Origin of the sequence: Nocardia coubleae NBRC 108252 (assembly GCF_001612805.1) — a bacterium.
GTDB classification, from domain to species: Bacteria; Actinomycetota; Actinomycetes; order Mycobacteriales; family Mycobacteriaceae; genus Nocardia; species Nocardia coubleae.
Window position 1 is genome coordinate 281,613 of the sequence record NZ_BDBD01000018.1, and the last position, 14,136, is coordinate 295,748.

The following is a 14,136-nucleotide window of genomic DNA, read 5'->3' on the forward strand; positions in this document are numbered from 1 at the left end:
TCCGGATTTACGGTACCGTGTCCGACGAGATGGTGATCAACGCAGCATTGGAGTCCCGGTGCCGGCACAGCTGACGACCAAAGCCCAGGTCAATGGTTATCGCTTCCTGCTGCGCAGGCTCGACCACGCCCTTATCCGCCGTGACGTGCGAATGTTGCACGACCCGATGCGTTCACAGAGCCGATCGATGCTGGTCGGTGCGGTGCTCGGGCTGATCGTCGTGGCAGGCGCGGCCATTCTCGGATTCCTCAAACCGCAGGGTGCGATCGGTGACGCGTTGATCGTCACCGGCAAGCAGAGCGGTGCCATGTATGTGGTGGTCGAGGCGAAAGAGGGCGAGAAGACCCTGCACCCGGTGCTGAATCTGGCATCGGCCCGGCTCATCGCCGGTGACGCGCAGTCCCCGAAATCGGTGAAAGACGACAAACTCGGTTCGCTGCCGCGTGGCCCGCTGCTCGGTATTCCGGGCGCCCCCTCGGCCCTGCCCGGTTCCAAGCAGGGTTCGAGCTCGAATTGGACGCTGTGCGAGACCACCCAGCTGTCGGCCGCCGGCAGTGCCGCCGGTGCCACCGGTGGCCGCACCACCGCCATCGTCGGCAAGCCCGAACTCGGTGACCGCGTCGGCGTCACCGCACCGGACGATGCCCTGCTGGTGCGTCGCGACGAGAAGACCTATCTCGTGTACCGGGGGACCAGGGCCGAGATCGACCCGAACAATTCGGTGGTCGCCCGCACCCTCGACCTGTCGGGAGAGCAGACCCGCCCGATCGGGAGCGCGGTGCTCGGCGCGACCACCCAGGCCCCACCGCTGACAGTGCCGACCATCGACCGGGCGGGTGAGCCGGGTCCGGGCAAGCTGGCGGATGTGCCGGTCGGCGGCATCATCTCGGTCACCGGGGTGCAAGCCGCCGGCGAGAAGTCGATGTATGTGGTGCTCGCCGACGGTGTCCAGCCGGTGTCGGAATTCACCGCCGAGCTGCTGCGCAATGCCGACTCACGCGGGATGCGCGAGATCGCGCAGCTGGCGCCCGACGCGCTCGATCGCCTGCCTGTCCTGAACACCCTGCCGATCGAATCCTTCCCGGAGCGCAAGCCGCGCATCCTGTCCGCTGAGGACGCCCCGGTGGCGTGCGTGCACTGGGCCAAGAACCCCGGCGAGGCCACTCCGCAGGGCCAGTCGGTGGACGGACCCGCCGAACGCGCCACGGTGACGCTGCTCACCGGAACCGAACTGCCCCTGGCCGATTCGGCCAAGCCGGTGACGCTCTCGACTTCCGACGGCACCGGCGACCGGATGGACGCGGTGTATCTGCCCCCGTCCACCGGCGAATATGTACAGGTCACCGGTGCGGAGCCGGGCAGTCTGCGCCGCGAGTCGCTGTTCTATGTGGCCGACAACGGGATTCGCTACGGCATCCCCGACGCGGCCACCGCGAGTGTGCTCGGCCTGGGCGACAAGCCGCGCTTGGCTCCCTGGTCGATCATCGGCCAGCTGGTGCCCGGCCCGACCTTGTCCGCGAAAGACGCACTGACCAGTTACGACTCACTGCCGCAGTAATACTGGCGCGCTCGGACTTCGCGGTGGACCCGTCGGTGTCGCGAGGCGGTGAGTTGCGGTAGATGTGTTTTCTCAGGACAGGTTCGGTAGCCGACCCACGTTGAGGGTGGCGACGATTCCGGTGAGGGCGGTGCGCATGTCGGGCTCCTCGATGCGCATCAGCACGTCGTCGTCGGCCTCGGCGAGGTCGAGTCCCTCGGTGTTGGCCAGGCGGAATTCGCGTTCCTCCTCGGCGGCCTCGATCACGTTGCGGATGAAACGGCCGTTGCCGGCGAGGTCGACGCCGCGGCGCGGCTGGCCGCTCTGATCGGTGCTCTCCATGTTGTAGAGGTGCTCGCAGGTCTCCACGAGCAGCGCGAGCGCCTCGGGCGACAGCTGCGAATCCCGGCTGCCTGCGACGATCTCGCCGATCTGGCCGAGCTCTTCGGCGGTGTAGGACGGGAATTGGAGGCGCTTGGCGAAGCGGGAGGCCAGACCGTCGTTGGCGGCGAGCAGGCGGTCGATCTCACCGTCGTAACCGGCGATGATGACGACGAGCCGGTCGCGGTCGTTCTCCATACGGGCCAGCAACGTGTCCACCGCCTCGCGGCCGAACGCGTCACCGCCGGAGAGACCGGTCTGGATCAGGGTGTACGCCTCGTCGATGAACAGCACACCGTCCATCGCGCTGTCGATCAGCTTCTCGGTCTTGATAGCGGTGCCACCGAGGTTCTGGCTGACGAAGTCGACACGCTTGGCCTCGACCACCTTGTCGGTCTTCAACAGCCCAACACCGCAATAGATCTTGGCGACCACCCGCGCGATGGTGGTCTTACCGGTTCCGGGCGGGCCGGTGAAAGCCAGGTGCTGGCCACGGGATTGGCTCGACAGCCCCTTGTTGGCACGGATCTTGGCCAGTTGCGCCGAGGACTGCAGCTTGGCCACCTGGTTCTTCACCGACGCCAGCCCGACCTGCTTGTCCAGCTGCGCACGCGCTTCGGCGAGCACGGTTTTGGCGCGATCCTCGGCGGCGGCCTCGTTCATCGCGGCCAGCGACGGTGCGGAGTTGGGGTCCCACTTGTCGGTGCGCGCGTCGATCACCTCGCGGCTGGTCACCACGATGCGGAACGTGCGGTCGCGCATAGCCGTGGTGTTGGCCGTGAAGTCGGGCAGCTGCGAATAGACCTGCTCGAACAGTTTCTGCGCCTCGGACTCGTTGCCCGCCTCCCGCAGACACAGCCCGCGGTTGTACATGGCGGTGAACTTGGCCGACGGAATCGGGCCTGCCTCGGCCTGTTCCATGCGCCGCACCGCTTCGCCGAACAACCCGAGCTGAGCGCACGCGGTACCGACCATCACGTGCGCGCCGGTGGCCAGGTACGGATCCTTCCACTGCTCCGAACCGGCCAGCACCGTCATCACATCGGGCCAGCGCTGGGTGTTGTAGTGCAGGATGCCGCGGATGTAGGCGCTGATCCGGTCGTCGATCTGCTTGTCCGGGTCGTCGGGCCGGTTGCGGCGCAGCTCGGCCAGCTGGTCGAGGACCTGCTCGGCCTGGTCGTAGTCCTTGTCGGCGATCAGCTGTGCGGCCCACGCCAGCCAGATCTCGGTCAGCCCGGCCAGCGGATAGTCGATGTAGAGCCCGGGCAGGAACCGGCCCGCCATCGCCCGCGGCGCCAGGCCGAGCCTGCGTTGCTCGCGGCCGAGCGAGTCGAGGCTGGTGCGGTGCAGATTGAACAGCACCTCCTTGGTCACTTCGCCGGCGGCGGCGCGGCCGAGCCACGCGTCGCACATCGACGAATCCCATTCCGTCGCACGCTGGAAGGCCAGCTTCGCGTACTCCTCGTCGCGCGCGGATTCCTGTCCGTCGATGGACAGGCCGAGCGAGAGGACACCGGCGTCGAAGGCGCGCTGAGCCTGGCGAATGTCTGGCATATGGTGTCGGACCCCGAAATCTTCTTCTCGTGGACAGCTGGCGTTCAACCCGGCAGTAAAGCTTCGATCGCGCCGGTTTGCCCTGTCCGTTAGATTAGGTAACGCTGCCGTGTGGTCGCAACGGAAGTAGTCAGCTACGACTGAGAGTTCATCACTGGTGTCGACGTTGTTAGGCAATGAGCCCGAACTATGCCGAGTTTCAGTGATCGGGGGTGATACGCAGCTCGACATCGGACTGCCTGCCACTGTCCCGATCGCCGGATTCATCGGCGATCTGGTGACGCTGATCCGCTCGCGGAATCCGCGCTTACCGGATGCGGACGAGGACACCGCCCCGGTCCGCGCCCAGCACTGGACGCTGGCCCGGCTCGGGCAGGACCCGCTCGCGCCCAGCCGCACCCTCACCGAGGCCGAGGTCTACGACGGCGAACTGCTGGTGCTGAGCCCGGTGACCCGCAAGGAGTCACCGGCGCTGTTCGACGATGTGATCGATGCGGTATCCCGGCTCACCGCAGGCGAATTCCGGGGCTGGTCGGGTTCGGCGGCGCGGTGGACGGGTCTGGTGATCGCCACCGTCGCCATCCTGGCCGCGCTGGCGCTGCTCGCCGTCTCGCGTGCCGACAGCGACCCCCTCGCGCCCGCGCTCGCCCTGCTCGGGTGTGGCATCGCCGCGTCGGCGGCCGCGGGCATCGCGGCGCGCAAGTTCGCGGATTCGGTGACGGGAACCTGGCTTTCGCTGGACGCGCTGCTGCTGATGTTCGGCGGTGCGGCATTGTTGGTGCCTGGTTCGCTCGGCGCAGGTCAGGTGATGCTCGGCAGTGTCGCGCTGTTGGTGACCGGGGTGATCGGCTACCGGGTCACCGGAATCGCGGCCGGGTTGTTCGCCGCCGCGATCACCGTCGGTGTGTTCGGCGCGCTCGCCGCCACGATCTACCTCATCTGGCATCCGGGGCTGGCCAAGCTGTTCGCCGGGGTGCTCGTCGCCGCTGTGATCCTGCTGTCGTCGGTGGCGCGGCTGGCGGCGGTGACCGCCCGACTGCCGATTCCGCCCGTGCCGACGGCGGGCGGGGCGATCGACCCGGCCGACCACGAACAGCGTCCGACCATCGAGGGAATCGGCGCGGTCGGCGCGATCGCGTTGCCCTCGGCGTCCGGCCTCGGTGAGCGGGCGCGGGTGGCCAACCAGATCCAGACCGGGCTCGTGGTCGCGTGCGCGCTGGCGGCGCTCGTCGGCGCGATCGGGGCCGCCGATCCGTTCGGGCCGTTCCACTCCGGCGGGGTCGCGCTCGCGGTCGTCACCGCGATCGTGTTGTGCCTGCGTGGCCGGTCCTACGCCGACCTGGTGCAGGCGGCCACCCTCATCGTCGCCGGTGCGCTCATCGTGCTCGCGCTGCTCACGGGCCTCGGCCTCGGCCACGACTCGCTCGAATTCGCCGCTGTGGCACTGCTGTTGGTCACCGCGGGCAGTGTGGTCGGATTCGGGGTGATCGGACCGCATGTCGAGGTGACCCCGGTGACCAGGCGGATGATCGAGATCTTCGAATACCTGTTGATCATCACGATGATCCCGCTCGCGCTGTGGGTCATGGACGTGTACTCGACCGCCCGCAACATATGACCCGGCCACCCCTGCGGCGTACGGTGCTGCGGCTGGTCTGCGCGGCGACCGTACTGGGTGCGGTCGCCGGTTTCCCAGCGCCGGCCGCCGCCATCTCCCCGCCCCGGATCGACCCGGGTGCGCTCGACGCGGCACTGGCGCTGAGTGGCAGGCCCGCTCCGCTCGAACCGACCGAACAGCGCGAACTGTGCGCGGAACCGGTGCTGCGCGGAAGTCCTCCCAGTGAGCCGCCGATGGCGCAACGGGTACTCGATCTACCGTCGGCGTGGCAGTTCAGTCGTGGTGCGGGACAGAAGGTCGCGGTGATCGACACCGGCGTGAACCGGCATCCGCGACTGCCCGCCCTGCAGGCCGGTGGCGACTATGTCAGCGATTCGGACGGCACCGTCGACTGCGACGGGCACGGCACGCTTGTCGCGGGCATCATCGCCGCCCGGCCGTCATCCGAGGACGCGTTCGTCGGCGTCGCCCCCGACGCCGAGATTCTCGCCATCCGCCAGTTGAGCCTGGCCTATGAGCGCAAGGACCGGCAGGGCTCGGACAAGCCGCCCGGTTCTCTGCGCAGCGACGGCTACGGCAGTGTCCTCACTCTCGCCGGTGCCGTCGTCCGCGCGGTCGACATGGGCGCCACTGTCATCAACATCTCCGAAGTCGCCTGCACCGCAGCCGGTTCCGACACCTCCGACGCCGCCCTCGGCGCCGCGGTGAAGTACGCCTACGAGCGCAATGTGGTTGTCGTCGCGGCCGCGGGCAATGTGGAGCAGGGCGGCCCGTGCCAGAACCAGAACGAAGGGTCTGGGTGGAGTTCGGTGACCACCGTCGCCTCGCCCGCCTGGTTCACGCCCTACGTGCTCGCCGTCGGCTCGGTCGACGCCGACGGAAAACCCTCGGCCCTGTCGTTGCGTGGGCCGTGGGTCGGGGCCGCCGCGATCGGGCGCAACATCGTCTCGCTCGACAGCCGACCCGGCGGCACCGGACTGGTCGACGGCGTGCAGACCATGAACGGTTTGCAACCCGTCGACGGAACCAGTTTCGCCGCACCGTATGTGGCAGGACTGGCTGCGCTCGTGCGCTCACGCTTCCCCGATCTGTCCGCCCAGCAGGTGATCGACCGGATCACCCGCACCGCTCACGCACCGGGCCGGGGCCGTGACGACGCCATCGGCGCGGGCTTGATCGACCCGCTGGCCGCCCTCACCGCCCCCTTGGCCAGCGAACCGCCGAGCCAGGGAGCCGATGTGGGGCATCCGATCGCGGCTCCGTTCGTCGCGCCCGACCCCGACCCGCGGCCGCGGCAGATCGCGATCGCCGGATCGCTGACCCTGCTGGCTGCCCTTGGCATCGGCGCCGCGTTCGCCTTCCCGTTCCGCACGCGGCGCGCCGACCTGAACGACGAATTCGAGTAGAGGGATCGATGGCCACCGAAGGTTTCGTCCGACGCCCCCGGATCGCGCCGCCGCGCGCACCGGGTGGTGAGGTCGCGCTCACCCCGCCACCGGAGATCGAGCGGGCCATCCCGTCGCCGCTGATGATGAAGATCATGCCGGTGATCATGGTTATCGCGGTTGTCGGCATGATCGCGATGATGGCGACGATGGGCCGCAATCTGCTGGCCAATCCGATGATGATGATGTTCCCGATGATGATGCTCATGTCGATGGTCGGCATGATGGCGGGCATGCGCGGCGGCGGCCCCAAGCGCGCCGTCGAGCTCAACGAGGAACGCAAGGACTACTTCCGCTACCTCGCCCAGGTGCGAAAAGACGTGCGTCGCACCGGTGTCAAGCAGCTGGAGGCGCTGGGCTGGAGCCATCCCGAGCCGGCCGACCTGCCTTCGCTGATCGGCAGCAGACGGATGTGGGAACGTCGCCCGAGCGATCCCGACTTCGGGCACGTGCGGGTCGGCGTCGGTAGTCACCGCCTGGCCACCAAACTGGCCCGCCCCGAGACCGGCCCGCTCGAAGACCTGGAACCGGTCTCCACCGTGGCGCTGCGCCGTTTCGTCCGAACCCATTCGGTGGTGCACGAACTACCGACCGCGGTCTCGTTGCGCGCGTTCCCCGCCATCAATATCGGTGGTGATCTCGACGAGGGCCGGGAACTGGTCCGCGCGATGCTGATGGAGCTGACCACCTTCCACGGCCCGGACAATCTCGCCGTGGCGATCGTCTGCGCCGACCAGGACGCGCAGTGGGCCTGGGCGAAATGGCTACCGCACGTACAACATCCGTCGCTGCGTGACGGTCTCGGTTCGGCCAGGATGCTCTACACCTCCCTCGGTGAACTCGAGTCGGCGTTGCAGACCGAACTGATGGAACGCGGCCGGTTCATGCGCAACCCCCAGCCGACCCAGGGCCGGGTGCATCTGGTCGTGGTGATCGACGACGGCTACATCAGCGGCAACGAACGCATCATCAGCGAATCAGGACTCGACTCCGTGACGGTGCTCGACCTGACCGCCCCCGAGAACGGGCTGGCTGCCCGGCGCGGCCTGCAGTTGGTGGTCGGCGACGGCGCGGTATCGGCGCGCAGTGCCGCCGGGGTGGAACGGTTCGCCACCGCCGACGAGGTGAGCATCGCGGAGGCGGAGGCCTTCGCCCGGCACCTGGCCAGATACCGGCTCGCGACGGCCGCGCAGATCGTCAGCCTGGGGGAGGGCACGGCCAGCGATCCCGGCCTGATGGCCTTGCTGCGCATTCCCGATGCCGCCCAGATCGACCCGGCCAGGGTGTGGCGCCCGCGCACCGCGCGCGAACGGTTGCGCGTGCCGATCGGTGTCACCCCGGACGGGACCCCCGTCGAGATCGACATCAAGGAATCCGCCGAGAACGGTATGGGCCCGCACGGCCTGTGCATCGGCGCCACCGGCTCCGGTAAGTCCGAATTCCTTCGCACCCTTGTGCTTTCGCTGGTCACCACCCATTCGCCGGATGCGCTGAACCTGGTGCTGGTCGACTTCAAGGGTGGTGCGACCTTCCTCGGCCTCGACTCGTTGCCGCACGTGGCGGCCGTCATCACCAACCTGGAGGAAGAACTCTCCCTGGTCGACCGCATGAAGGACGCGCTGGCCGGTGAGATGAACCGCCGCCAGGAGCTGCTGCGCTCCGCAGGCAACTACGCCAATGTCACCGACTACGAGAAGGCCAGGGCCGCGGGTGTTCCCCTCGACCCGCTGCCCGCGCTGTTCGTCGTGGTCGACGAGTTCTCCGAACTGCTCTCGCAGAAACCGGATTTCGCCGAACTGTTCGTGATGATCGGCCGGCTCGGCCGTTCGCTGCACGTGCATCTGCTGTTGGCCTCGCAGCGTCTCGAGGAGAACAAGCTGCGTGGCCTGGAATCGCACCTGTCCTACCGGATCGGCCTGCGCACCTTCTCGGCCAATGAATCCCGCGCGGTGCTCGGCATCACCGACGCCTACCACCTGCCGAGTGTGCCCGGTGCCGGCTACCTGAAAAGCGATGCGTCCGAACCGCTCCGGTTCAACGCCAGCTATGTGTCGGGCCCCTACGTCGCGCCTGCGGGCACGGTGGTCGACGACGACGGCGCACCCGTGGGCGGACAGCGTCCGGTCGTGTTCACCGCGGCCCCCGTCGAAGCCGCCGAGGTCCAGCCCGAGCCGGCCGACGAACCCGTGCTGCGCGGCAGGCCCGAACTGCCACCGCCCCCGCCGAGCACCCCCGTGGCCGAGGAGGGGATTCCGGACTCCCTGCTCGACGTCGTGGTCAAGCGGCTCACCGGGCACGGCCGCCCCGCTCACGAGGTGTGGTTGCCGCCGCTGGACGAGTCGCCCACGGCCGACATGCTGTTGCCCGACCCCGATTGGCGTTCGCCGGTGAACCGGCACGGTCAGTTGTGGATGCCCATCGGCGTGGTCGACAAGCCCTACGAACAGCGTCGCGACGTCCTCACCATCAGCCTCGCGGGCGCGCAGGGCAATGTCGCGGTCGTCGGTGGTCCGCAGTCCGGCAAGTCGACCACGCTGCGCACGATCATCATGGCCGCCGCCGCCACCCACACCCCCGAGCAGGTGCAGTTCTACTGCCTCGATTTCGGTGGTGGCAGCATGGCGGGACTGGTCGGGATCCCTCATGTCGGCTCGGTGGCGGGTCGCCTCGACGGTGACCGCGTGCGCCGCACCATCGCCGAACTCACCTCGCTGATGCGTCAGCGGGAGGAACGGTTCGCCGAACTCGGCATCGAGTCGATGGCCGAGTTCCGCAGGCGCAAGTTCTCCGCGCTCGAAGCCAGACAGATCAACGGAACCACCGCCGCACCAGGTGACGCGCTCGCCGCCGACCAGTTCGGCGACGTCTTCCTGGTGATCGACGGCTGGGGCGCGATCCGCGAAGAGTTCGACGTGCTGGAACCTCAGATCAATGCCATTGCCACCCAGGGTCTTTCCTACGGCATCCACCTGATGATCGGTGCGTCCCGGTGGGCTGAGATCCGCCCGGTGGTCAAGGACCAGATCGGCACCCGGCTCGAGCTGCGTCTCGGGGACCCCGGCGACTCGGAGATGAATCGCCGTACCGCCCACCAGGTTCCGGTCGGCAGGCCGGGCCGTGGCCTCACCCCTGAGCAACTGCACATGCTGATCGCGTTGCCGCGCCTGGATTCCGATTCCGACCCGGCGACCATCGCCGACGGTGTGACGCGGGCCAAGGAGGAGCTGATTGCCCTCTACCCGGGCAGGCGGGCGCCGGAGGTGCGCATGCTGCCGCTGCGTTTTCCCCGCGAACAGGTGCTCGCGGCCGCCCGGCAACAGGGTGTCACGCTCGACCGCAGCAAGGTCGTCGTCGGGCTCGGCGAGTCCGAATTGCAGCCGCTGGTCCTCGATTTCGGCGTCGAACCACATTTCATGGCGTTCGCCGACGTCGAGTGCGGCAAAACGACGCTGCTGCGCAACATCGTGATGAGCATCGCCGAACAGTCGACTGCCGACGAGGCACGGGTGATCTTGATCGACTACCGGCGCACCATGCTCGGTGTGCTCGAAGGCGACCAACTGGCCGGCTATTCCACCTCCTCGCAGACCTGCGGGCCGATGATCGCCGAGGTCGCCGCCTATCTGGCCAAACGGATTCCCGGCTCCGACATCACCCAGCAGCAGTTGCGCGACCGCAGCTGGTGGTCGGGCCCGGAGATCTATGTCGTCGTCGACGACTACGACATGGTTGTCGCAGGCTCGGGCAACCCGTTCACCCCGCTGCTCGAGTATCTGCCGCAGGCCCGCGACATCGGCCTGCACCTGGTGGTCACCCGGCGCATCGGCGGCGTCTCGCGGGCGCTGTACGACCCGGTGCTCGGCGCGATGAAGAACCTGTCGGTGCAGACGCTGATCATGAGCGGCTCGCGCGACGAGGGAAAGCTGATCGGCGATGTGCGCCCGAGCAAGATGCCACCGGGGCGCGGCACCCTGGTCTCGCGCAGTCAGGGCGTCGAACTCGTCCACATCGCCGATCTGCCGCCGCTCTAGCCACTCTGCATGGAGAACCGGCTGCGCACGTCCCTCGGCCGGCGCGTAGGCGGTGCGACCCGGCGTTCGAACAGTGCGCGGGAGGGCCCGGTCGCGCCGGGGCCCGCGATTCTGGCCAGGCGGAAGCCGGCGCGGCGGTAGTAGTCGTGCAGGTCGGAGTTGGTCGTCCAGGCGTCGAGGCGGACCCACGGACGGTCGGCCAGCTCGGCCACCCGGTCGGCGTGGTCGAGCAGATGTCGGCCGACCTGCCTGCCCGCGAACCGCAGATCGACGATCATGAAGTGCACGACCACCGCCTCGGCGAGCTCCCACGGCGACCAGAGTCCGGGATCGGCGCGGCGGTTGACGGTGATCGTGCCCGCCGGTTCGTCGTCCACCTCCGCGATCCAGGTCTCGCCCGCGTCGAGCGCGCGGCCCACCGCATCGGCGAAGATTTCGATCGGACGGCCCTTGCCCGCCACCGTCCACTGATCCGAACCGCGTGCGGCCAGCCATGCGGTGCGCTGCACCCGCAGGCGACAGATCAACGGCAGGTCACCGAGGGTGGCCTGCCGCATCCGCGCGGTCATGGCAACGCAACGGCGTGACCGGGTGCGATGCCGAGAGTGCGGGCGATGACGGCGGTCCCCGCCTCGTCGCCGAGTTGGTAGGCCAACCGGTTGCGGCCGGCCAGGGAGCGGTGACGGGTCGCCCGGGTGACCCGTTCGTGATTGGCTCCGATACGCAGATGATCCAGCAGTACGGTGCCGGTCGCGACGCCGAGCACCACCGCCTCCTCTGCGGTCGCGGGCCGGGCGACGACCGTGTCGCGGTGCGCGGTCTCGCCGTAGCCCCGGTCGGCCAGGCGCCGTGTGGTGCCCTCGGGGATGTCGTGCGGTGAGTCGATCCCGGCTGCCTCGGCGAGGTCGCGCGGGTAGAAGCTCACCTCCCACGACCACGGTTCGTTGTCGAGGTACTGCACCACCGTCCTGGCAAGCACCCAGGAAGCCGGTGGCACGCCGAGCCAGTGCGCGACCTGGTCGTCGGCCGGTTCCATGCAGGTGCTGAATTCCTTGGCCGGCTGCCTGCTCGCCGCGCGCGCTATCTCCTCGAAGATGTCGTGCGCCGAGCGCGGACGATCACGCCGGATGTGGTCGGTGACCACGGATTCCAGCACTTCCTGGTTTCGAACGATGGTGCCGCGGGAAGTCGCTGTGTAGACCAGGTTTTCGGCGACGAGCACCTGGATGGCGTTGCGCGCGGTGGTGATCGAGACCTGCATCTGCTCGGCCAGCTCGGAATGGCTGGGCAGCCGGTCGCCCGGTTTCCAGGTACCCGAGCGGATCTCCTCGCGGAGGAGGTTCGCGATCCGCAGATAGGTCGGACCGTCCGCCATCATGCTCCTCGGTAGGTCGTGCAGGTAACGAAGTGTACTCGTCTGGGTTACCTACGGCCGAGTAATGCTTGACAGTGAGCTTGCGAGGTTTATTGTAATGAACGTCCTGATCCGGTGCTGTGCGGCGACGACGGCGAGGCAACGTGGCTGGTGCGGAGAGTTCTACGGTTGTAATGGCTTTCCCCGACACATTGCGATGTGTCGGCCCCGCAGGTCCGCACGCTGATACCGGTTTACTGCCCTTCTCCGACCTACTGGTCCGGGCATGTCGCGGTCACCGGGTGGTCGGCGGACCGCTGCTGTGGTTCGCGCGCGACCTTGCCGTGCTGCACGAGAAGCGAGTGGTCGGCCGTGGCGGTCGCGTCGAGACCGACGCCGTGGTGCTGCGTGAGATCGACTGCCGCCGAAGCGAATTGGTCCTCGCCATCGACGACTGGGTGCTGCGCGGCGTGCCGCAACACCGCCTGGGTGCCACGCTGCACACCGAAACCATCGGCGCGGTCATCGACCGGTTGGCGGAGTCCTCGGTGCGGGCTCACCACGCGCTGATGACGCTGGACGCCAACGACGAGCTGCTGCACAGCGCCTGGCACCACCTGGCCGAATTGGCCGACGCCTACGACGACCTGGTGCGCGATGTGCTCGCCGGGCGGCGCCGGCTGCCCGAATGGTGACCGCTCAGCGGTAGCGGTTGTGTTCGGCGCCGAACTCGTCGGCGACCGTCGCGGCCAGCTCCACGTACGCGCGCTTGGTCGACTTGTGCAGGCGGTGCAGGTCGATCTCGGCGCCCTCGGACAGGTGCTCGTCGAACGGGATGATGTGCACGGCACGGCAGCGCGACAGGAAGTACTCCCGCAGCTGCTGCACACCGACGTTCGGCGAACCTTCACGCGGCAGGTTGATCACGACCACCGCATTGCGCACGAGGTGGTCGTGCCCGTGCAGCGACAGCCAGTCGAGCGTCGCGGCGGCGCTGCGGGCACCGTCGATGGCCGCCGACGAGATCAGCACCAGCGAATGCGCCAGGTCGAGTACGCCGTTCATCGCCGAGTGCATCAGGCCGGTGCCGCAGTCGGTGAGGATGATGTTGTAGAACCGCTGCAGAATGCGGGCGACGGCCCGGTACTCCTCGTCGTTGAACGACTCCGAGGCGGCCGGATCGCGTTCGCTGGCAAGCACTTCCAGCCTGCTCGAACTCTGCGAGGTGTGCCTGCGCACATCCGAGTACCGCTCGATCGCCGGATCGAGCAGCAGGTCGCGCACGGTCGAGCGGGTCTGGATGGCCACGCGCTGGGACAGGGTGCCGAAGTCCGGGTTGGCGTCGACCGCGATCACCCGGTCACCACGGATCGACGCGAAGATCGACCCGAGACCGGTGGTGGTCGTCGTCTTGCCGACACCACCCTTGAGCGAGAGCACCGCGATCCGGTAATCACCACGCACCGGCTGCCGGATACGGGCGACCAGTTCCTGCAGGCGCCGCTCCTCGGCCGACATTCCCGGGTTGATCGCGCCACCGGAAACATGGTGCACGGCCTTACGCCATCCACTGCCCGGCGCCTTCTTGACCCGCTTGACCGGCACATTGTCCAGTGACGGAGGTTGATAGCCGGGGTTGCCCCAGCCGGGCTGACCGTAGGCGGGTTGCTGGTACTGCGGAGCGACATGCTGCGGTGCAACGTTGTTCGGGGCGTGGTGCGGCTGCGCCGGTCCACCGTGGGGTGTGCCGTCCGGCGCGTGGAAGGGCTGAACCGGGGCACCGTTGGGTGCTTGGGTCCAGGTGCCGTCCGGCGCCTGGTACTGCTGGGGCGCGACCGCCTGGTACGGCTGTGCCGGTGCGCCATCGGGTGCGTGGAGTGGTCCGGGGTACGGCTGCGCCTGGGAGCCGTCGGGCGCCTGGTACGGCTGAACCGGCGCGGCAGTGCCCTGTGAATACTGCTGGGTTTGAGCAGCATTCGGGCCCGCCTGCGCGGCGTTTCCGTGGGGATAGGTGCCGTCCGGCTGCACTCGCATGCCGTCAGGGCGGTACTGGGGGAGCCCATCGCTCTGGTACGGATGAGCGGGGCCCGCATCGGGTGCCTGCGGGTAGGCGCCCCCGATGGGCTGCTGTGCCGGATAGGCAGTCGCACCACCGCTCTGCGCGGTCGGGCCGGGGACGGCCTGCTGCACGGGTTCAGACTGTGAGGGCGCGGCGT

Annotated in this window: 9 protein-coding genes; 5 read left to right on the forward strand and 4 right to left on the reverse strand. The window is 68.4% G+C overall.

Annotated elements, in window-relative coordinates; genetic code table 11:
* Positions 1-58 precede the first annotated feature (58 nt).
* Complete coding sequence (gene eccB, locus NCO8_RS18375; RefSeq protein ID WP_067641183.1) at positions 59-1,558, forward strand: type VII secretion protein EccB; 1,500 nt, start codon at positions 59-61, stop codon at positions 1,556-1,558.
* A gap of 72 nt (positions 1,559-1,630) precedes the next feature.
* On the opposite strand, the gene eccA is transcribed toward eccB, so the two are convergent.
* Positions 1,631-3,472 carry a type VII secretion AAA-ATPase EccA gene (gene eccA / locus NCO8_RS18380; protein WP_067641185.1) on the reverse strand — a complete coding sequence of 614 codons (1,842 nt, stop codon included), beginning with the start codon at positions 3,470-3,472 and terminating at the stop codon, positions 1,631-1,633.
* A 157-nt stretch (positions 3,473-3,629) separates the two neighbouring features.
* Here eccA and eccD point away from each other — a divergent pair, with 157 nt between their 5' ends.
* From eccD to eccCa, 3 genes are read left to right on the forward strand one after another with little or no spacing between them, the layout of a single operon-like run.
* Positions 3,630-5,090, forward strand: coding sequence for a type VII secretion integral membrane protein EccD (gene eccD / locus NCO8_RS18385; protein WP_281201984.1), 1,461 nt, complete (start codon positions 3,630-3,632; stop codon positions 5,088-5,090).
* Positions 5,087-6,496 carry a type VII secretion-associated serine protease mycosin gene (gene mycP, locus NCO8_RS18390; protein ID WP_067641189.1) on the forward strand — a complete coding sequence of 470 codons (1,410 nt, stop codon included), beginning with the start codon at positions 5,087-5,089 and terminating at the stop codon, positions 6,494-6,496. Before eccD ends, mycP begins: the two co-directional genes overlap by 4 nt.
* 8 nt (positions 6,497-6,504) lie before the next feature.
* The gene (eccCa, locus tag NCO8_RS18395) at positions 6,505-10,566 is read left to right on the forward strand and encodes a type VII secretion protein EccCa (protein WP_067641192.1); all 4,062 of its coding nucleotides are present in this window, start codon (positions 6,505-6,507) and stop codon (positions 10,564-10,566) included.
* Here eccCa and NCO8_RS18400 read toward each other — a convergent pair.
* Positions 10,563-11,135 (reverse strand): GNAT family N-acetyltransferase, encoded by a 573-nt coding sequence (locus NCO8_RS18400; RefSeq protein WP_084457279.1) that lies wholly within the window; start codon positions 11,133-11,135, stop codon positions 10,563-10,565. The genes eccCa and NCO8_RS18400 overlap by 4 nt on opposite strands.
* Positions 11,132-11,941 (reverse strand): GntR family transcriptional regulator, encoded by an 810-nt coding sequence (locus tag NCO8_RS18405; RefSeq protein ID WP_245655412.1) that lies wholly within the window; start codon positions 11,939-11,941, stop codon positions 11,132-11,134. Before NCO8_RS18405 ends, NCO8_RS18400 begins: the two co-directional genes overlap by 4 nt.
* A 173-nt stretch (positions 11,942-12,114) precedes the next feature.
* On the opposite strand from NCO8_RS18405, the gene NCO8_RS18410 reads away from it, so the two are divergent.
* Entirely contained in the window at positions 12,115-12,615 is a 501-nt protein-coding gene (locus NCO8_RS18410; protein WP_067641196.1) for a DUF4254 domain-containing protein, read from the forward strand.
* Positions 12,616-12,619: 4 nt separating this feature from the next.
* On the opposite strand, the gene NCO8_RS32550 is transcribed toward NCO8_RS18410, so the two are convergent.
* Positions 12,620-14,110 carry a nucleotide-binding protein gene (locus NCO8_RS32550; protein WP_245655413.1) on the reverse strand — a complete coding sequence of 497 codons (1,491 nt, stop codon included), beginning with the start codon at positions 14,108-14,110 and terminating at the stop codon, positions 12,620-12,622.
* Positions 14,111-14,136: the final 26 nt, after the last annotated feature.

Coding starts and splice junctions, on each gene's coding strand:
- eccA (WP_067641185.1), bottom strand. CDS start 3,472: ATGCCAGACATTCGCCAGGCTCAGCGCGCCTTCGACGCCGGTGTCCTC.
- NCO8_RS18405 (WP_245655412.1), bottom strand. CDS start 11,941: ATGGCGGACGGTCCGACCTATCTGCGGATCGCGAACCTCCTCCGCGAG.
- NCO8_RS18400 (WP_084457279.1), bottom strand. CDS start 11,135: ATGACCGCGCGGATGCGGCAGGCCACCCTCGGTGACCTGCCGTTGATC.
- eccCa (WP_067641192.1), top strand. CDS start 6,505: ATGGCCACCGAAGGTTTCGTCCGACGCCCCCGGATCGCGCCGCCGCGC.
- NCO8_RS18410 (WP_067641196.1), top strand. CDS start 12,115: ATGGCTTTCCCCGACACATTGCGATGTGTCGGCCCCGCAGGTCCGCAC.
- mycP (WP_067641189.1), top strand. CDS start 5,087: ATGACCCGGCCACCCCTGCGGCGTACGGTGCTGCGGCTGGTCTGCGCG.